The sequence below is a fragment of the Modicisalibacter luteus DSM 23508 genome (assembly GCF_000378505.1).
GTDB classification, from domain to species: domain Bacteria; phylum Pseudomonadota; class Gammaproteobacteria; order Pseudomonadales; family Halomonadaceae; genus Modicisalibacter; species Modicisalibacter luteus.
The window spans coordinates 171,802-188,557 of record NZ_KB899998.1; the positions used below are offsets into that span (position 1 = coordinate 171,802).

19 protein-coding genes are annotated in these 16,756 nt (G+C 62.7%); 2 read left to right on the forward strand and 17 right to left on the reverse strand.

Annotated features, from left to right (window positions below):
* Nucleotides 1–13 precede the first annotated feature (13 nt).
* From F568_RS23965 to F568_RS0115585, 11 genes are all read right to left on the reverse strand, one after another.
* The gene (locus F568_RS23965) at nucleotides 14–436 is read right to left on the reverse strand and encodes a YbaY family lipoprotein (RefSeq protein ID WP_019019674.1); all 423 of its coding nucleotides are present in this window, start codon (nucleotides 434–436) and stop codon (nucleotides 14–16) included.
* Nucleotides 437–486: 50 nt separating this feature from the next.
* Nucleotides 487–861: a translation initiation factor Sui1 gene (locus F568_RS0115540; RefSeq protein ID WP_019019675.1), complete on the reverse strand. Its 375-nt coding sequence runs from the start codon at nucleotides 859–861 to the stop codon at nucleotides 487–489.
* Between the two features lie 87 nt (nucleotides 862–948).
* Nucleotides 949–1,620 carry an HAD-IA family hydrolase gene (locus F568_RS0115545; protein WP_019019676.1) on the reverse strand — a complete coding sequence of 224 codons (672 nt, stop codon included), beginning with the start codon at nucleotides 1,618–1,620 and terminating at the stop codon, nucleotides 949–951.
* 226 nt (nucleotides 1,621–1,846) lie between these two features.
* On the reverse strand, nucleotides 1,847–3,154 hold the full coding sequence (locus F568_RS0115550) for a TRAP transporter large permease (RefSeq protein WP_019019677.1): 1,308 nt from the start codon (nucleotides 3,152–3,154) through the stop codon (nucleotides 1,847–1,849).
* Nucleotides 3,151–3,735, reverse strand: a complete 585-nt coding sequence (locus tag F568_RS0115555) for a TRAP transporter small permease (protein WP_019019678.1) — start codon at nucleotides 3,733–3,735, stop codon at nucleotides 3,151–3,153. The genes F568_RS0115550 and F568_RS0115555 overlap by 4 nt, the downstream gene beginning before the upstream one ends.
* 59 nt (nucleotides 3,736–3,794) lie before the next feature.
* Entirely contained in the window at nucleotides 3,795–4,820 is a 1,026-nt protein-coding gene (locus F568_RS0115560; protein WP_019019679.1) for a TRAP transporter substrate-binding protein, read from the reverse strand.
* Between the two features lie 35 nt (nucleotides 4,821–4,855).
* The gene (locus F568_RS0115565) at nucleotides 4,856–5,947 is read right to left on the reverse strand and encodes a LacI family DNA-binding transcriptional regulator (protein ID WP_019019680.1); all 1,092 of its coding nucleotides are present in this window, start codon (nucleotides 5,945–5,947) and stop codon (nucleotides 4,856–4,858) included.
* A gap of 230 nt (nucleotides 5,948–6,177) precedes the next feature.
* Complete coding sequence (locus F568_RS0115570) at nucleotides 6,178–7,164, reverse strand: 2-hydroxyacid dehydrogenase (protein WP_019019681.1); 987 nt, start codon at nucleotides 7,162–7,164, stop codon at nucleotides 6,178–6,180.
* 27 nt (nucleotides 7,165–7,191) lie between these two features.
* Nucleotides 7,192–8,160 (reverse strand): sugar kinase, encoded by a 969-nt coding sequence (locus tag F568_RS0115575; protein ID WP_019019682.1) that lies wholly within the window; start codon nucleotides 8,158–8,160, stop codon nucleotides 7,192–7,194.
* Nucleotides 8,161–8,196: 36 nt separating this feature from the next.
* Nucleotides 8,197–8,907, reverse strand: a complete 711-nt coding sequence (locus tag F568_RS0115580; RefSeq protein ID WP_229804282.1) for a sugar phosphate isomerase/epimerase family protein — start codon at nucleotides 8,905–8,907, stop codon at nucleotides 8,197–8,199.
* A 110-nt stretch (nucleotides 8,908–9,017) separates the two neighbouring features.
* Entirely contained in the window at nucleotides 9,018–10,055 is a 1,038-nt protein-coding gene (locus tag F568_RS0115585; protein ID WP_019019684.1) for a LacI family DNA-binding transcriptional regulator, read from the reverse strand.
* Nucleotides 10,056–10,226: 171 nt separating this feature from the next.
* Between F568_RS0115585 and F568_RS0115590 the strand changes: the two genes are divergently transcribed.
* Entirely contained in the window at nucleotides 10,227–11,027 is an 801-nt protein-coding gene (locus F568_RS0115590; protein WP_019019685.1) for an HpcH/HpaI aldolase family protein, read from the forward strand.
* On the opposite strand, the gene F568_RS0115595 is transcribed toward F568_RS0115590, so the two are convergent.
* From F568_RS0115595 to F568_RS0115615, 5 genes are all read right to left on the reverse strand, one after another.
* Nucleotides 11,021–11,755 carry an LrgB family protein gene (locus F568_RS0115595; protein ID WP_019019686.1) on the reverse strand — a complete coding sequence of 245 codons (735 nt, stop codon included), beginning with the start codon at nucleotides 11,753–11,755 and terminating at the stop codon, nucleotides 11,021–11,023. The two genes, F568_RS0115590 and F568_RS0115595, sit on opposite strands and share 7 nt — an antisense overlap.
* The gene (locus F568_RS0115600) at nucleotides 11,748–12,113 is read right to left on the reverse strand and encodes a CidA/LrgA family protein (RefSeq protein WP_019019687.1); all 366 of its coding nucleotides are present in this window, start codon (nucleotides 12,111–12,113) and stop codon (nucleotides 11,748–11,750) included. The genes F568_RS0115595 and F568_RS0115600 overlap by 8 nt, the downstream gene beginning before the upstream one ends.
* A gap of 112 nt (nucleotides 12,114–12,225) precedes the next feature.
* Nucleotides 12,226–12,810 (reverse strand): COG4315 family predicted lipoprotein, encoded by a 585-nt coding sequence (locus F568_RS23970; protein WP_019019688.1) that lies wholly within the window; start codon nucleotides 12,808–12,810, stop codon nucleotides 12,226–12,228.
* 93 nt (nucleotides 12,811–12,903) lie between these two features.
* Nucleotides 12,904–13,260, reverse strand: coding sequence for a hypothetical protein (locus tag F568_RS0115610; RefSeq protein WP_019019689.1), 357 nt, complete (start codon nucleotides 13,258–13,260; stop codon nucleotides 12,904–12,906).
* 101 nt (nucleotides 13,261–13,361) lie between these two features.
* Nucleotides 13,362–14,759, reverse strand: coding sequence for an SLC13 family permease (locus F568_RS0115615; RefSeq protein WP_051087980.1), 1,398 nt, complete (start codon nucleotides 14,757–14,759; stop codon nucleotides 13,362–13,364).
* Nucleotides 14,760–14,898: 139 nt separating this feature from the next.
* Here F568_RS0115615 and F568_RS0115620 point away from each other — a divergent pair, with 139 nt between their 5' ends.
* Nucleotides 14,899–15,825: a D-2-hydroxyacid dehydrogenase family protein gene (locus F568_RS0115620; RefSeq protein ID WP_019019691.1), complete on the forward strand. Its 927-nt coding sequence runs from the start codon at nucleotides 14,899–14,901 to the stop codon at nucleotides 15,823–15,825.
* Nucleotides 15,826–15,846: 21 nt separating this feature from the next.
* On the opposite strand, the gene F568_RS0115625 is transcribed toward F568_RS0115620, so the two are convergent.
* Complete coding sequence (locus F568_RS0115625; RefSeq protein ID WP_019019692.1) at nucleotides 15,847–16,707, reverse strand: DMT family transporter; 861 nt, start codon at nucleotides 16,705–16,707, stop codon at nucleotides 15,847–15,849.
* Nucleotides 16,708–16,756 lie beyond the last annotated feature (49 nt).

Consider the following 16,756-nt stretch of genomic DNA (forward strand, 5'->3'; position numbering starts at 1 on the left):
ACAAGTTAAGTCACTAATGATCGATGTGCTCGACGCGAAGGCTTACATTGCTGTCCGGTGCGTCGCCGGTCAGCACGGGCACGGGATCGGTCGTGGTATAGAGCAGGCGGTCGTCGGCGCGAATATCGGCGCGCAGTACGTAGGCATCGTTCTCATCGATGGCGCCGGCGTCGTAATGCACCATGACTGGAATGGGGCCGTCACCAAGGCGAACGTAGCTGGCTTCCGCGACCAGATTGGCGCCGGCCTGGCTGACGTTTTCCAGTCGTACGCTGAGTTCGGCATCGGGCGGCAGATCGAGCGGTACATCACTGACGACGCGAGCCTCGAGGGTCGAGAAGTTCGGCCCGCTCGCACAGGCACCAAGGCCGGCCATCAGGGCGAAGGCCAGCGTAAGGGCAATGACGAAAGTGAACCTGCGAACACGAAACGGCATGTCTGGATTTCCTGATTTCGCCGGGCTGAGCCCCGGAATAAGAGAACGGCTCAACCGCCGGCAAGTTTCACGGTGTAACCACGGGACTCGAGTTCGGACTTGAGAACCTGGCGGTGATCGCCCTGTATCTCGATCACACCATCCTTGACGGCGCCTCCGGTGCCGCAGCGTTTCTTGAGGTCCTTGGCGAGCGCCTTGAGTTCGGCGTCGACCAACGGGACGCCGCTGACGGTGGTCACGCCCTTGCCCTTGCGGCCACTGGTTTCACGGCGGATGCGTACGATGCCGTCAAGCGCGGCAATACGCTCGGCTTCGGCACGGTCGGCGCATTCGCACTCGGCAAGTGGCTGGCGGCAGTCGGGGCAGGTGTCACCGTGCTCGGTGGAGTAGACGAGGCCGCGTAGCTGGTCCTGAAGGGACGCCATGTGGGGCTCCTGTCGCTAGCGAATGAACGCCGATGATAGCGCAGCATGGGACAGGCGGCGAAGCCCCACGGGAGGGTCAGAATGGAATCATCGTGCGATCGCTTCGAGCTGGTCCAGTTTGGCCACGATACCCGGCAACTGGGCCATGTCGGTCATGCGAATGGCGCCCTGAGGTGTCGACTCGCCAAACCGGTTGATGTGGATCACGCGCATGCCGGCACGCAGCCCGGCAGTGACACCTACGGCGGCGTCGTCGATCACCACGCACTGATCGGGCTCGTAGCCCATGCTACGCGCGGCGTGCAGGAACAGAAACGGCTCCGGCTTCCAGGCGTTCAGGGTATAGGCACTGAACAGCCGGTCTTCGAAATACGAGCGCAGCCCAGTGCTGTCCAGGGCGGTGCGGATCTTGTGCTCGGGGCCGTTGGACGCCACGCAGCGCGGATGCTCGGCGAGCAGTTCCAGTGTTTCTCGCACGTTGGGGATGACCTGAAGCTCATGCTTCATGCGTTCGGCCATGGTGCTGCGCATTTCGGTTTCTGCTTCGGCACGGATGGCATCGTCCAGGGCGCCATGGCGACGCTCGAGCTCGGCGACGATGTTCATGAAGCGCACGCCCCGAAACTCTTCCATGTATTGCTGGGTAGAAAAGGGCAGGCCGGCACGGGGCAGGACGTCGGCCATGACCTGGCCGAGCAGGGGTTCGCTGTCTACGAGCGTTCCGTCACAGTCGAACAACAAACACAGGGGTTGTGACATGGTGACCTCTTACGGTCTTTCTTGAGCTTATGGGCCTTGTTTTTCTTTTATCGGCGGGCAAAGCCCAGTATTGAGGGTAAATTTAACGAACTTTCCGAACAGTGTTCTCTAACAGCATAGCTTATCTCGTCATGCTTCTCATATCTAGACCGAAAGTCGTACGGCAACTTCGCGTTGCAGGACTGGCGGCCCGGGCGTGACAGCCCGGGCCGCAGAAAGGCAGGCCTCAGACGAAGTCCGGCGTCAGCCAGCGTGGCACGGCGAGAATCAACTGCGGGAAGAAGACCAACAGCACGATGACGGCCAGCATGACAGCCAGGTAGAGCAGGGTGGTGCCCAGGGCCTTGAGCAGCGGAATGCCCCCGATCTTGGCGGAGATCATCAGGCACAGGCCGTAGGGCGGAGTGATCAGACCCAGGCCCAGCGCCATGACGCCAATGACACCGAACTGCACCGGGTGGACGCCGGCCTGCATGGCCAATGGCTGGAAGATTGGCGCCAGGATCGCCATGGCCGGCAGTGAATCCATAAAGGTGCCGATCAGCAGCATGACGGCGGCCATGATGATCAGTAGCAGAACCGGATCGGTAATGTTGACCCCGGCCATCAGCTTGGGCGGGATCTGATAGAAGCTGATCAGATAACCGAAGATCGCCGCGCCCACCAGGCTGAACAGCGACAGTGAACACAGCCGGACGGTACTGGTCGAGGCTTCCAGCACATGCTTGATGGTCAGTTCACGGTAGACGAAGAAGCCCAGCAACATGGCGTAGAGTACCGCGATGACTGCCGCCTCGGTGGGCGTGACCAGCCCCAGGGTGATGCCCCCGATGATGACGATGGGAATGCCCGCCGCGAGCAGGCCGTCCTTGCTGGAACTCATCAGTTGCGAGAAGGAGGCGCGCTGGCGGACCGGCACATCGTAGCGACGAACATAGACAATATTGAGCAGCAACTGGGCGATGCCGATCATCAATCCGGGCACGATGCCGCCGAGAAACAGCCCAGCGATGGATGTATTGGTCAGCGCACCCCACACAATCATGTTGATCGAGGGCGGAATGATGATCCCCATCACTGACGAGGCGGCAGTGACGGCAACGGCGAAGTGCGTAGGGTAACCCTCACGTTTCATGGCTGGAATCAGCACCGTACCCACCCCGGCACTGTCGGCGGTAGACGATCCAGAAACGCCGGCGAACAGCATGCTGACCATGACGTTGACATGCGCCAGGGCGCCCTTGAAATGGCCTACCAGGCGCATACACAGGGTGATCAGGCGGTCAGTGATATGTGCCGAGTTCATCAGGTTGCCGGCCAGCAGGAACAGCGGCACGGCGAGCAGCACGAAGGAGTCCATGCCGTTGTACATGCGCTGGAACATGACCCAGAAGGTCAGGCGCGGGTCGAGTAGGATCACGCTGAATGCTGTCAGAACCAGCGACATGGCGATGGGAACGCCGGCAATGATCAGCACGCCGAGCAGGACGAAAAGCAGCCAGGGCAGGACGAAGATCCAATCCATCGGCATCATGGCGTCGTTCTCTTTTCGATAGTGTCGAGCCGGTCATCATCGATATGGGCGATTTCATCCAACTCGTTGGGGGTATTCAGGGCCTTCTCCATGGCGTTCATGCCATGCAGGGCGGTGTATAGCAGGCGCTCGAGACTGAACAGCACGATGAACACGCCGCTGGTAACGAACACCGAATAGACGTAGATCATCGGCAACTTCGAGGCGGTGGCCTTGCGCCTTAGTCCGGATATTGCGAAATCCTTGCCGTAATAAATGAAGATCACACCGACGGCGAGGCAGGCCAGGTCGCGGAAAAGCCGAGTGGCCATGTCAGGGCGTGTGCCGCGGGGAAAGGCTTCGAGTACAAAATGATCGGCGTGATACACACCGATGGCAGTGCCCAGCATGATCATCCACTGGAAGGCGAAGCGGCTGAACTCTTCCGTCCAGTAGAGCCGAGGCAGGATAGGCAGGTTACGGCTGACGATCTGGTAGATGATCAGCACGATGAAGCCCATCAGTAACGCCAGCAACACCAGGTGGAGCATACGCTCCAGCCCGCGATTGAGGCGAGACAGACCAGTGAGAAGAGAGGTCATGGCAGTGTCCTTGTCGGAGATGAAGCGGGCGGGGCACCGCTAGGGCACCCCGCGCCGGCTCAGGACTGACCGGCGTTAACGATCTTCTGATGCAGCTCGCCGAGCTCCATGTCGTCGATGACCTGCTGCAGCGGTTCGGAAACAATCTCCTTCATGCGCTCGCGGTCCAGCGAGTGCAGGGTCGCGCCTTCTTCCTTAAGGGTGTCGAGGGCTTCGGCATCCTGCTTGAGCTGGACGTCACGGGCATAGCTTGCGGCTTCCTGGGCAGCGGCCATCACCGCCTCCTTCTGGCTGTCGTCGAGCTGCTCCCAGCTCATCTGCGACATGGTCAGCAGGCGTACGGTGATGTCGTGCTCGGACAGGCCGATATGCGGGGCCACCTCGTGGAAGCGCATGCGATGGATCCACTCGGCCTCGTTGAGCAGACCGTCGATCGCACCAAGCTGGAGGCCGGTATAGATCTCCTTCCAGGCCATGACCGTCGGTTCGGTGCCCAGCGCTTTCCAGGCCACGATCAGCGGCTCGGTGGGGTTGGTGCGCAGCTTCATGCCGTTGAGGTCATCCAGGCTTTCGAGTGGTCTCGTGCTGACAATCTGGCGCTTGCCGCCGCCGAAGAATGCCAGCACCTTGACGCCGGTTTCCTCCTCGATACGGTCGGCGATCTCGCGGCCCACGTCACCGTCGAGTACGGTGCGCCAGTGATCGACGTCGCGATACATGAAGGGAATCGAGAAGACGTTGGCGGTATGCGAGAAGTCGGTAATCAGCCCGGGGTTGATGATCGACATATCCAGAGCGCCGGCCATCTGCTGCTCGAACATCTCGGTTTCGTGACCAAGGACCGAATTGCCCATGATGGTCACGCCGATATCGCCTTCGGTGTTCTCACCGATGAGTTCCTTGAACTTCTCGGCGCCGGCCTGATAGGCGGTGTCCTCGGTGCCGCCGTGGCCGAAGCGCAGCTCCGCGGCCTGAGCGGCGGAAGCCAGCCCCAGGCCGGCGGCCAGGACGGTGCCTGCCATCAAACCCTTGGCTGCGTGAGTGAGGGGGTGGCGTTGGTTTGGATCGATCCATTTCCTGAACATGAGTGCACCTCTTGTTGTTGTCTGCACATGGCAGATCAGTCTTGCGTGACGAGTGGCTTGGCGTGACGGGAGAAGGCAGCGGGCCGGTGGGCTCCACAGGATTCCCGTACCTGGAGTCGGGGCGACAGTATGACTTGCTCCCGCGCCCCGTCGGGATTGGCAATACGGCGAAGCGCCAGCCGTGCGGCTTCTTCGCCAACGGCGTAGGGATGCGTGGCGACACTGGTCAGTGATGGATCGCTGAGCGCGGTTTCCTCGACATCGTCGGTACCGACCACTGCGCAATCGATGCCGGGCGTCATGCCCAGGCGCTTGAGCCCGAGCATGGCGCCGAATGCCATCAGGTCGTTGTGGCAGATCACTGCCGTGGGCGGCGACGATTCGGCCATCAGGGCCTGGATGGCATCGAAGCCGGCCTGGCGGGTCAGGCCGGTACGCAGGCAGCAGGTCTGGTCCAGGCCATGTCCGGCCATGGCGGAAAAATACCCCTGCCAGCGCGCCCGGGTAGCGGAATGCTCGGCCTGGCCACCGATGAACGCGATACGCCGGTGACCCAGCGTGACAAGGTGATCCACGGCTTGGCGCACGCCCTGCTCGAAGTCGGTCCCGGCATAATCGAAGGGGGGTTGCCCCACATGGCGCAGAACCTGAATACATGGCAAGCGCCATTCCTGCAGGGTCGCGATGAGGCGGGGGTCAGTGCCTTCGGCGGGGCATAGCAGAATGGCGTCGACGCGATGCTCGCGCATGCGTTCCAGGAAGCGCTGTTGCCGAGCCGGGGAGTCTTCGCTGTTGGTCAGAAAGGACACGTAGTTCTGGCGGTTCAGCACCGCATCGATGCCGGCGACCATGGCGCCGAAGAACGGATTGGCGATGTCGTAGACCACCACTCCCAAGGTCTGCGTGCGGCTGCCGCGCAGGGCGGCTGCCCCGCGGTTGTAGACGTAGCCCAGCGCCTTTATCGACGCTTGCACCTTTTGCCGGGTGCGTTCGGCCACCAGCGGGCTCTCGCGTAGCACCAGCGAGACCGTCGAGCGGGACACGCCGGCATGGGCAGCGATGTCCTGCAGGGTCACGCTGCCATCTCGTGTCGCGTCGGCCTGGCGCTTATCGTTGTCTTTGGCCATGCGAGCTCCGCTGCCGAGTCGTTTTTGGATGGGTCTAAATCTAGGCGAGAGAGCCTGGCTCACCAATGCGTCTTTAGTGGCATAGGGAAGACAATGGAAGCAGGGTGGGGTGTGGCCGGCTTGCCCACCCCCTGTCTCGGATCGATTTGATGAGGGGTGGAAAGAGCATCGCCCCGGCTACGTTACCCGTTACGGCGCAGCCGGGACGTGTGAGGCGATCTTTGCCGCCATTAACGTGCGCGCGCGCTCCAGGCGGGCTCGTTGACCAGACTGATCGGGCGCTCGCCGGTCAGGGCGAGGGAAATATTGTCGACGGCCCGCTGGGCCATGGCGGTACGTGTCTCGTGGGTTGCCGAGCCGATGTGAGGCAGGGCCACGACGTTCGCCATGTGCGGAAGCGGGGAATCCGAGGGCAGCGGCTCTTGCTCGAACACATCAAGGCCGGCACCGCGGATCTGGCCGTCCTTCAGCGCTTGGATCAGGGCTCTCTCGTCGACCACCTTGCCGCGGGCGATGTTGATGAAGATGGCGCTCGTCTTCATGCGTGCAAACTGCTCGGCGCCGAAAAGGTGCGTGGTTTCCGGCGTCAGCGGCACCGTCACGCAAACGAAGTCGGCTTGCTCCAGTAATTCGTCCATCTCGCAGCGCCGGGCGCCGAGCTCGGCCTCGAGTTCGGGTTTGGGCGAGGCATAGCTATAAAGGATATTCATGCCAAAGCCCAGGGCGCCACGCCGTGCCACGGCAGCGCCGATGCGGCCCATGCCGATCATGCCCAGCGTCTTGCCGTGCACGTCGCAACCGAACTGCGCCTCGCCGATGCTCTCCTTCCAGTCGCCCCGCTTGACGAACTCGGCCAGATCGACCACTCGGCGGGCAGTGGCCATGATCAGCGAGAAGCCGGTGTCAGCGGTGGTTTCAGTGAGTACGTCGGGGGTATTGCAGAGCAGGATGCCGCGCCGCGTCAGCTCGTCGACGGGGTAGTTGTCGTAGCCCACCGAGATGCTTGCGATGGCCTCGAGGTGTGGCGCTTCATCGAGCAGCTCGGGGGTGATCTTCAGGCTGGCGCCGACCAGACCGTGCGCTTCGGCCAAGGCCTCGCGGAAACCGGGGTCGTCGACGCCGTTGAGCGCAGGAAAATAGTCGACGTGGAATTGCTCGCGTAGCTGGGCAATCTGTTGCTCGTTGAGACGGCGAAAGGCGACGATGCGTTTCTTCATGACAGGAATCCCTGGGTTGTTATCGTTTCAGTCCAGCGATGGGAGCTTGGCTTCCAGCGCGGTCAGTGTATCGCGATGGGGAAGGCCCTCCATGTCACCGGGCACCTGAACCGCCAGCGAGCCGATCAGGTTGCCGCGACGGACTGCGGCGCGCGGCGACAGTCCGTCGAGCAGTGCGCTGACCGCCCCCACGGCGAAACCGTCACCGGCTCCCACGGTATCGATGACCTTCTCCACCTTGAAGCCTTCGATGGTGAAGCTTTCCTCATGGCTGCGGTAGAAGCTGCCCTCGGGGCCGAGTTTGATGATCACCGCCTTGGCTCCACGATCGAGGTAGTAGCCGGCAATGTCGTGGGCGCTTTCCAGCCCGGTCAGGCGGTGGCCTTCGGCAAGCCCGGGCAATACCCAGTCCGCTTTGGCGGCGAGGTCGTTGATGGTCTCGCACATCTCCTGTTCGCTCTTCCATAGGCTAGGGCGCAGGTTGGGGTCGAAGGATATGCTGGCACCGGCTTCGCGGGCACGCTCGAGCATGTGTACCGACAGCTCGCGCGCCGAGGGCGATAGCGCGGGTGGAATACCGGTAGCGTGCAGGTGGCGTACCGCGGGGAACTCCACCTCGGCGGCATCCGCCGTCGACAGGAAACTGGCTGCGCTGCCACGGCGCACGTACTCCACGTGCGGATCCTCGCCGCGCTCGGCGCGGGTCTTGAAGACCAGCCCGGTGGAGTGGTCGGGGTCATGCTGCAGATGGCGGCAGTCGAGACCTTCGGCTTCCAGTGTGTGCTGGATGAAACGACCGAAGCTGTCGGCACCGACCCGGCTCAGCCAGCCGACATGGAATCCCAGGCGGGCGAAGCCGATGGCGACGTTGGTATCGGCACCGGCAATGCCGCGTCGAAAACGTTCGACCTCGGCAAGGTCGCCGTTCTCTTCGGCGGCGAACAGGGTCATGGCTTCGCCGAAGGTCAATATCTCGGGGGCGGACTGTCGTGACATGGGGGCTCCTGAAAGTGAAACGTCATTAGTGGCTGGCTATAGGGTCGCCAGGCGCTGAAGTTGTCGGCGGGTCAGCGCGATGGGATCAGCGTCCTGCAGCGGGTACTCGATGGCACGCGCAACGCCGTTATGAAACGTCGCCATGAGCGCCTGCCAGTCGGCCAATGTGGCATCGTCCGGCACGCAGGCGCTGAGCCGGCCCCGTCGCGTGAGCGTACCCTTGCAATGAACGTAGCGCACATGGCGCCCCAGGCGATGGGCGGCTTGCAAGGCATCCTCGCCGGTCCAGCACCAGTTGCCGATGTCGAATGTCATCGAGAGGGGGCAGGCGGCTCGCTCGGCGTCGGTGAGAAAAGCGCCCAGGGGCTCCAGCGTGCCGCCGTCCTGTGTCTGGTCATTCTCGACCATGACGCAGGGAAGGGCTGCTTCGTGCAGGCAGCGGGTCAGGCTGGCCCAGGCGGCGGCACCGCCCTGTTCATAATGGCCCAGCGAGAACTTGATGGCGATGGCGCCCAGTGCCTTGGCTTCGGCCAGACGGGTGACGGTGCCATGGCTGGCGGCATCGTTTTGCCAGAGCGCATCCGCAGCGGAGTAGACCACACCAAGGCCATGCTCGACGCAGGCCCGACCCAGGCCGGCAAAATCGTCGAATCCTTCGGGCAGCAGCTCGCGACGAATCTCGACGCCATCCGCGCCAGCCTCTGCCAGCCAGGGCAGCAGGCCGGCCTGGCCATGGTGGTGGGTCATGTCGTGCCCATAAGCTGACGTCGCGACCCAGAGGGAAGGGCGGTCTGGGAAACGTCGTGGGAACGCTACCATCGCAATGTACATCCTCTCGTTGTATCTGCGGACAGCCGTTAACGTTGCGTCGAGCCCCGTGCGATCAGACGCGCCGCATATTCGGTACGCCGCGGCGGAGCCTGGCGGCCCATGGGTTCCAGGCGCTGCATGAGGCTTTCGACCGTGGCTCGGCCAATGGCCTCGGTCGGCTGGGCCAGGGTAGTGATGCCGGGGCCGGCCAGTGCGCACCAGTCGAGTTCGTCGATACCCAGGAGACCTGTCTCGCCAAGGCGTGCATGTAACGCGTTGAGCGCAAGCGCCACCTGCAGGGTGACATTGCCATTGGCGCACAGGATGGCGCGCGGCGCCTGGGCCTCCCCGGCCAGAAAGCTGCCTAGCCTCTGGCGTAGTTCGGCGGCATCCCGCTGCATGGGCAGGCAGGTTGCGTCACCCGTCAATTCGGGCATCTGGGCCAGCCGCTGATGAAAGCGATCCAGGCGCAATTGACGTGAACTGGCGCCCTGGGGTGGCTCGCTGACAAACAGCATATGACGATAGCCCTGTTCCACTAGATGCTCGATGGCCAGGTCGATGGCGCTGGCATTGTCGAGCCCGACTACATCGGCATCGACATCACCCAAGCTGCGGTCGAGTAGCACGATCGGTGTCCCCTGGGCGGCCAGCGCCTTGAGCTCGGCGCTGGGTCGCCCGGCGGCATTGATGACGATGCCTTCGACGCGATACGACGCCAGCAGGGCCAGGTGGTCTCGCTCCTGTGCCGGGTCGTTGTCGGTGTTGCAGACCAATAGCGAGAAGCCGCGGGCCCGGCAGGCCTGTTCGACGCCATGCAGCACATCTACCGAGAACGGATTGCGAATATCCGCCACCAACATGCCGATCAGTTTCGAGCGCCCGCCCTTTAGCCCCCGCGCCATCTGGTTGGGGCGATAACCCAGCCGCTGGATGGCGGTGGCAATCCGCGCCTGCATATCGGGCGACAGGCGATGGCGCTCGCCACCCAGATAGCGTGACACGCTGGTCTTGGAAACGCCGGCATCGCGGGCAACTTCAATGATGGTGGAACGGAAAGCGGCCGAGGCCGATGACGGCGGCATATTTGGCAACCATGTGTTATGGAACCGTTCCCATCCTAGGTGGCGCATGGCGTCGAGACAATAATGCCAACCTAGACGTTAGTCGCGTTGAGCGTGATTTCCTCGCCCTTCGAACTCAGAGCGGACACACTACAGGTGGTATCCTTTCATACAATCAACGAGAACAAGACCATGGAATTGCCTCCCAATCTGTTCAAGGCGGCAGTCGCGCGTGGCGGCCCGCAATACGGCATCTGGGCCGGTTTTGGTACCGGCTACGCCGCCGAGTTAGGTGCCTCGGCAGGCTACGACTGGATGGTGATCGACGGTGAGCACGCGCCCAATACCGTGCCCTCGATACTCGCGCAACTGCAGGCGGTGGCGCCTTACGCCACCGCGCCGGTGGTACGCCCCGTCAACGGCGATCCGGCCCTGATCAAGCAGTTGCTTGATGTCGGTGCCCAGACATTGATGGTGCCGATGGTCGAGACCGCCGAACAGGCGCACGCCCTGGTGCGTGCCATGCGTTACTCCCCCCATGGCATACGTGGCGTGGGAGGCGGACTGGTACGCGCCTCGCGCTGGGGCGATGTTGCCGACTACATGGCGCGGGCGCATGAGGAACTATGCCTGATCGTGCAGGTGGAGACGCAACTGGGCGTGGAAAACGTCGAAGCGATCGCCGCCGTGGAGGGTGTGGACGCGGTCTTCGTCGGGCCGATGGACCTGTCTGCTGCCCTGGGGTATCCCGGCGAGACAAGCCATCCCGAGGTGCAGCGCCACATCGAACATGCCATCCAGGCGACGCTGGCCGCGAACAAGGCCTGCGGTATCCTCGCGCCGCTCGAAGCCGATGCCCGCCGTTATGCGGCGCTGGGATGCCACTTCATTGCCGTAGCGCTGGATGTCATCTTGCTACGCCAGGCGGCGGTGGACACCCTGGCGCGCTACCGGAACGACGTGGAACCCAGCGAGCCTCCGGCGGGTTACTGACCGGCAATCAGGTGCCAGGCCAATGGCAGGAAGAGTGCGGTAAAGATGCCGGTCAGGCCCATGCCCAACGAGGCGAAGGCGCCGGCGGTCGGGCTGATCTCGAAAGCGCGCACCGTGCCGATGGCATGGCCATTGATCCCCAGCACGAAGCCGAGCACGCGCTCGTCATGAATGCCCAGGCGTGGGGCGAACAGGCTAACCGCCAGCGTGGTGGCCACACCGGTGGCCAGCAGTCCGCCCATCAGCACCGATGCCGAGCCGCCAGTCTGGTCGATGATGCCCAACGCGATTGGTGCGGTCACTGACTTGGGCGCCAGCGAGGCGATGACCTCGCGCGAGGCGCCTAACGCCCAGGCCAGCCCGGCGGCATAGCCTGCCGCCAGCATCGCTGCTGGCGGCAGAGTGAGCAGCACGGGGCGCCATAGGGCGCGAATATGATGAAACTGCTGAAAGAGTGGCACTCCCAGCGCTACTGTAGCCGGACCGAGCAGCAACATCAGCCAGGCGGCACCTTCCCGATAACGACTGAACTCGATGTCGAGCCCCCACAGCAGCAGGGCAACAACGGCACTGGCAATCAGTACCGGCGGGCACCAGCTGGGCTGCTTGAGCAGACGGAACATGCGCGTGCCGAGCATGAACGCCAGCAAGGTAATGGCGATCGCCGGCAGCGGCGTATCGAGCAAATGAGCGGGCAGGGCTTGCCAGCGCTGGACCAATTCAGTCATGCGTGGGCTCCCGGTCTGCGCGGGGCATGAAACGAGCCATCAGCCACAGCGTCGTCAGCACGCTCAGCAGCGTGCCAATGACCAGGCTGCCGGCAATGGCCAGCCATTGTCCGGCGAGTTCTTCACCCAAAAAATAGATCCCCACGACACCGGGCATGATCAGCATGGTCAGAAAGGCGATCAATGACTGGCTGGCCATACCAAGATCTTCACTGACGCGGCCACGCAGCATCAGAAACAGTGTCATCAGGATCATGCCGACCACGCCGCCGCTGACGGGCCAGTCGAAAACGAAGGCGATCGATTCGCCGAGCAGAAAGAAACCGGTGAGTAGCAGAAAGCCCCGAAGTAACAACATGGCAGCACCACGGAAGTCAACGAAGCCGAGAATGGTAGCAGACGAACGTAAGCGATGGGGAAGGGAGCGTGTCGGGCGCTAATACACCCGACACATCGGAAGGCATCTGGACTCAGGCGTCGTAATCCGCGCCTTCGACGTCCTCGGTGCGGTCATGTACTTCCTGGCCGCGGCTGGCTGGCTCCTCGCCGCGGCTGGGGGCGACTTCCATGGGCGACACGCCGCTGCGTTCGCCCTGAGTGATGCGTTCACCGGCAGGCGACACGAGGTGCCACGAGGCGCCCAGGTGCTTCACGTTATGCCCCAGGGCATCACTGGCCTGCTTGTCACCCTGGAAATAGTACAGGGGCCAACCGGCATAGGTGACCTGTTGGTCACCGTCCTCGCGCTCGATGAGGCCGATCTTGCCGGCATCGACGCTCTCATCGGCCTCGGGGGGCTGGGGCGTGGTGTAGGGCGGCCAGGCGTTGGCGCAGACGTCGACACACGTGCTCTGGCTACCCCGGGTATCGTTATCGAACATGTACAGGCTTATGCCTTCATGGTCCGTCAGGTAGGCGCCATAGGGGGCCCGCTCGACGGTCCGGATCATGGCCTCGCTGGCACTCTCCTGGGCCTGACCGGAGGCGGAGAATATCCACACGCCTGCAGCCAGTAGGGTGGCGAAGGTGTTGCGGTACATGGGCTGAGATGTCATGCCGGCCTCCTTGGCGACGCGTTGCCTGACTTCACTGTAGGAAGCGCCAGCATGTCCTACCAAGATCCAGATCAAGAGGAACGCAATGCCTGCTCAACGGCGCCGGGAAAGCCGGCGCGAGTTGGCCGTGGTCCGCCGATGTAGAGGCAGCAGGGCGCTGCGGCTGGTGACCCACCAGGGGGCATAACTACCGGAAGCCATATTGAACATGGCCTTCTGCAGGGCCAGGCCGACCTCCATGCCCGCTTCGAGCTTCTCGGTGATCATGCGCTGGTTTTCCTTGATCATGTGCGCGCTGTTGGGCGCCTGGGTGTACCAGAGCTGGTTGCGCATGGCGATCGTCGCCATCGAGGTTGCCCACAGTTCGAACGACATGACCCCGACTTTCCAGATATCGAACATGGCCAGGGGCGAAAAGTTGGCATTGGTAAAGTGAGGCAGATTTTTCATGAGATCACCGCAAGAGCGTGACTGAAGGAAGCATGTCTCATAGTAATAGCCCCGTTGTATGCTGCAATGCAATAAAGCATGTTGTGCTGCGATGCTTTTATTCAAATCTGTCCCAGCAGCTGCCACCACAAGTAATCGAGTGGCCATAGCAACACTATGCTCGCCGCTGCCATTATCAGGCAGATGCGGGCTGCCTCGCGCAGCGACAGTTTCGCCATCAGCAGGCCGACAATCAGCGGCGGCGCCTGATAGGGCAGCAGCACAGTCGAAAAGCCGATCACCTGAGTCATGTAAACGGCGTTGGCCGACCAGCCGGTGATGTTGGCCAGCTCCGGGGCCAGCGGGGTCAGTACGGCGGGTACGCCGGGTAGCGTGATCATCGTGCCCAGCGTCATGGCCAGTCCCGAAAGCATGCCGAATACCTGCCAGTCGGGCGCCGCCGACAGCGGCAACAGCGACAACACGCCTGCGGCGATGTGGTCGCCCAGGCCACTGTCGTGGGCCAGTGCGCCCAGGCTGACGATACCGGCGACATACAAGAACGGCTCGAAGTTCAACGATTGCATTGGCTTGCCCGGCATCAGTCCTGTGCCCGGAAACAGGCAGGCCAGGGCGGCAAGCATTCCAACCCAGGCCGGGGAGATGCCGTGCCAGCTGTCCGTGAACCACAGCACGACGGCAATGGCGATCAATAACGATAGCGCCTGCTCGCGACGTCCTAGCGAGGCGCTTTCAGGGCCAGGGTGTGAGAGCGGCGTTGGGGCCGTGTCGGGGTAAAGCTTTAGCATCAGCCCAGTCAGCAATATTGCCTTGAGCAGGCCGAGCACAGGAAAGTGCAGCAGTAAGTAGCCGCTATAGGTCGGTGGCTCGCCGAGAACGGCTTCGGCCGCCCCCATCAGCACGGTATTGGGCACGTTGGCGGGCAGGATGGCGTAAGTAGGCAGAAAAGTACCCATGATGCCGCCGAGGATGATGCCGGTTCGCCCCCGGCGACCTGGCGCGTAGCCCAGGTGATCGGCCAGGGTGATGAGAATCGGTACCATCAGCACGATGCGCCCCATGCCCGAGGGCATGACGAACGCCATCATCAGCCCCAGCGTGACCACGCCGACGATGGCTACAGCATAGGAAGATGAGATCCGGGGTCCGACCCGGTTGGCCAGGCTGTTGCCCAATCCGGTGTGGTGGATGGCCGCGCCAATGACCAGCCCCGAGAACACCAGCCAGGTTGCCGCCGAGGCGAACCCCTCGAAGATAGTGCTGGTCGGGGCCACGCTCGCCACGGTGCATAGCGTGAAGAAGACCAGCGCCGTCAGCCACTGTGGCAACCAGCCGGTGGCCCACAGGCCAATGGAGAGCACGATGATCGCACTGGCCCTCCACAGCGTGGGTTCTGTCGGGCCCAGCAACAGATAGGCCAGCACGGTGAGGATGGCCACCAGACAAACTCCATGGCGTACCGTTAGCGAAGAGTGAAGAGACGGGGAAGGTGAAGCCATGCTATGTCCTTGGCTGCTGAACGGGCATTCTGCGTAACGGCAAGGGCCCGAAGTGTAGCAGGCAAACCATCCGGCTCGTACTGTGTCGTTGGTAACCGGCGTTGCCGCTGTCCCCGTTAATCACGCTGCGAGGTTCACCATGAAGATCGCTATTCTCGACGACTATCAGGATGCGGTACGTACATTGGACGCTTTCGGGCGTCTTGCCGGGCACGAAGTGCTCGTCTTCAACGACACCTGCCATGATCCGCAAGCATTGGCTGAGCGCCTGGCCGGGGTCGAGGGGCTGGTATTGATTCGTGAGCGAACACGCATCGACGAAGCGTTGCTGTCGCGCTTGCCCGACCTGAAGGTCATCAGCCAGACCGGCGGCGGTGCCGCACACATCGACAAGCAGGCATGCGATCGTCATGGTGTAGAGGTCGTCACGGGTACTGGCCTGCCGCATGCCGCCGCGGAGCTGACCTGGGCGCTGGTACTGGCAACGGCGCGTCATCTGCCTGAGGAAGCCGAGAATCTCAAGGCCGGACGTTGGCAACGCACGCTGGGGACAGGCCTTAATGGCCGCACGCTAGGCATCTTCGGCCTCGGGCGCATTGGTAGCCTGGTTGCCCGCTACGGCCAGGCGTTCGGCATGCAGGTACTGGTATGGGGCCGCGAGGGATCACAGGCCCGGGCAAGAGACGCCGGGCTCGCGGTCGCTGCCAACCAGCGGGAGCTGTTCGAACGTGCCGATGTGCTTTCGCTCCATCTTCGCCTCAACGATGACACACGTGGCATCGTCGGTGCCGACGATCTGGCGGCAATGTCGCCCCAAGCGATGTTGATCAACACCAGCCGCGCCGAACTTATCGCCCCCGGCGCGCTGGAAGCGGCGCTACGCCAGGGCCGGCCAGGGCGCGCCGGAATCGATGTCTTCGAGCAGGAGCCGCTGATCGAGCACCCCATGCTGGCGCTACCCAACCTTGTCGCCACACCGCACCTCGGCTATGTGGAGAAAGACACCTACGAGCGCTATTTCAGCGATGCCTTCGACAACCTGCTGGCGTTCGACACATCACGCTGAGTTGCAATGGCGGCGACGGGGTCATGCCTGACATGTGCTGAGGTAAGTCACGGTCAGCAGGATGATGGCCATGCCCGCACCCTGTGCCAGGCTCAATGCCTCCCCGAGAATCACGACGCCGAACAGCGACGCCGTGGCGGGTTCTACCATGGCAATGATCGAGGCAATCGTGGGCGAGGTACGGCGCAGTCCGTAGAGGTAGAACAGAAACGAAAGCCCCGCACCGAACAGGCCGAGCAGCAGGAACCAGCCGATATCGCTGGATACGGCCGCAGCAGCGGATTGACCGTAATCGATGAAGGGAAACAGCGCCACGACAACCGTGAAAAGGACGATGTTCAGCGCCAGATGCGGTTGCCCGTACAGGGAGGCGTACTTGAAGCTGAAAATGAACACGGCATAGGCCAGCCCGGCGCCGATACCGGCAGCAATACCTGCGAGAGACACGCTGGATGCGTCTGTGCGGAGTAACCCTGTCAGCAGGACGGTGCCGGCCATGACCAGCAGGATGCACAGCCATTTAGCCAGCGTTGGGCGTTCGAGCCGGGCAATGAACGAGACCAGATAGACGTAGATCGGCGCGGTGTACATCAGGGTGGCTGCCACCGCGACGTTGGCCTGCTCGATACCGATAAAATACAGCGCGAAGTTGGCAGCGATACCCAGGCCTGCAAGTACCGACCAGCCGGTCAGTGCGCGGCTGCCTTTCCAACGGCGTTTTGGCTGAAGCAGCAGCCAAGCGAATAGGCAGACAAACCCGATAGCGCCCTGATAGAAGGCCACGACCAGCGGATCCCAGCCGCGTTCGATCAGGATGCCTGCCAAGCCACCACCGATGCCCCATAGAAAGGCGGCAATGATGATCCATGCGCTTCCCGTCACCGACTCCTCCTTGAGCCATGCATGAGTCCGCAAGGATAGTCATAAAAAA

Bases quoted from the DNA above. Each gene is read 5' to 3' on its own strand.
- F568_RS23965 (WP_019019674.1), bottom strand. From the start codon at position 436: ATGCCGTTTCGTGTTCGCAGGTTCACTTTCGTCATTGCCCTTACGCTG.
- F568_RS0115540 (WP_019019675.1), bottom strand. From the start codon at position 861: ATGGCGTCCCTTCAGGACCAGCTACGCGGCCTCGTCTACTCCACCGAG.
- F568_RS0115545 (WP_019019676.1), bottom strand. From the start codon at position 1,620: ATGTCACAACCCCTGTGTTTGTTGTTCGACTGTGACGGAACGCTCGTA.
- F568_RS0115550 (WP_019019677.1), bottom strand. From the start codon at position 3,154: ATGATGCCGATGGATTGGATCTTCGTCCTGCCCTGGCTGCTTTTCGTC.
- F568_RS0115555 (WP_019019678.1), bottom strand. From the start codon at position 3,735: ATGACCTCTCTTCTCACTGGTCTGTCTCGCCTCAATCGCGGGCTGGAG.
- F568_RS0115560 (WP_019019679.1), bottom strand. From the start codon at position 4,820: ATGTTCAGGAAATGGATCGATCCAAACCAACGCCACCCCCTCACTCAC.
- F568_RS0115565 (WP_019019680.1), bottom strand. From the start codon at position 5,947: ATGGCCAAAGACAACGATAAGCGCCAGGCCGACGCGACACGAGATGGC.
- F568_RS0115570 (WP_019019681.1), bottom strand. From the start codon at position 7,164: ATGAAGAAACGCATCGTCGCCTTTCGCCGTCTCAACGAGCAACAGATT.
- F568_RS0115575 (WP_019019682.1), bottom strand. From the start codon at position 8,160: ATGTCACGACAGTCCGCCCCCGAGATATTGACCTTCGGCGAAGCCATG.
- F568_RS0115580 (WP_229804282.1), bottom strand. From the start codon at position 8,907: ATGACCCACCACCATGGCCAGGCCGGCCTGCTGCCCTGGCTGGCAGAG.
- F568_RS0115585 (WP_019019684.1), bottom strand. From the start codon at position 10,055: ATGCCGCCGTCATCGGCCTCGGCCGCTTTCCGTTCCACCATCATTGAA.
- F568_RS0115590 (WP_019019685.1), top strand. From the start codon at position 10,227: ATGGAATTGCCTCCCAATCTGTTCAAGGCGGCAGTCGCGCGTGGCGGC.
- F568_RS0115595 (WP_019019686.1), bottom strand. From the start codon at position 11,755: ATGACTGAATTGGTCCAGCGCTGGCAAGCCCTGCCCGCTCATTTGCTC.
- F568_RS0115600 (WP_019019687.1), bottom strand. From the start codon at position 12,113: ATGTTGTTACTTCGGGGCTTTCTGCTACTCACCGGTTTCTTTCTGCTC.
- F568_RS23970 (WP_019019688.1), bottom strand. From the start codon at position 12,810: ATGACATCTCAGCCCATGTACCGCAACACCTTCGCCACCCTACTGGCT.
- F568_RS0115610 (WP_019019689.1), bottom strand. From the start codon at position 13,260: ATGAAAAATCTGCCTCACTTTACCAATGCCAACTTTTCGCCCCTGGCC.
- F568_RS0115615 (WP_051087980.1), bottom strand. From the start codon at position 14,759: ATGGCTTCACCTTCCCCGTCTCTTCACTCTTCGCTAACGGTACGCCAT.
- F568_RS0115620 (WP_019019691.1), top strand. From the start codon at position 14,899: ATGAAGATCGCTATTCTCGACGACTATCAGGATGCGGTACGTACATTG.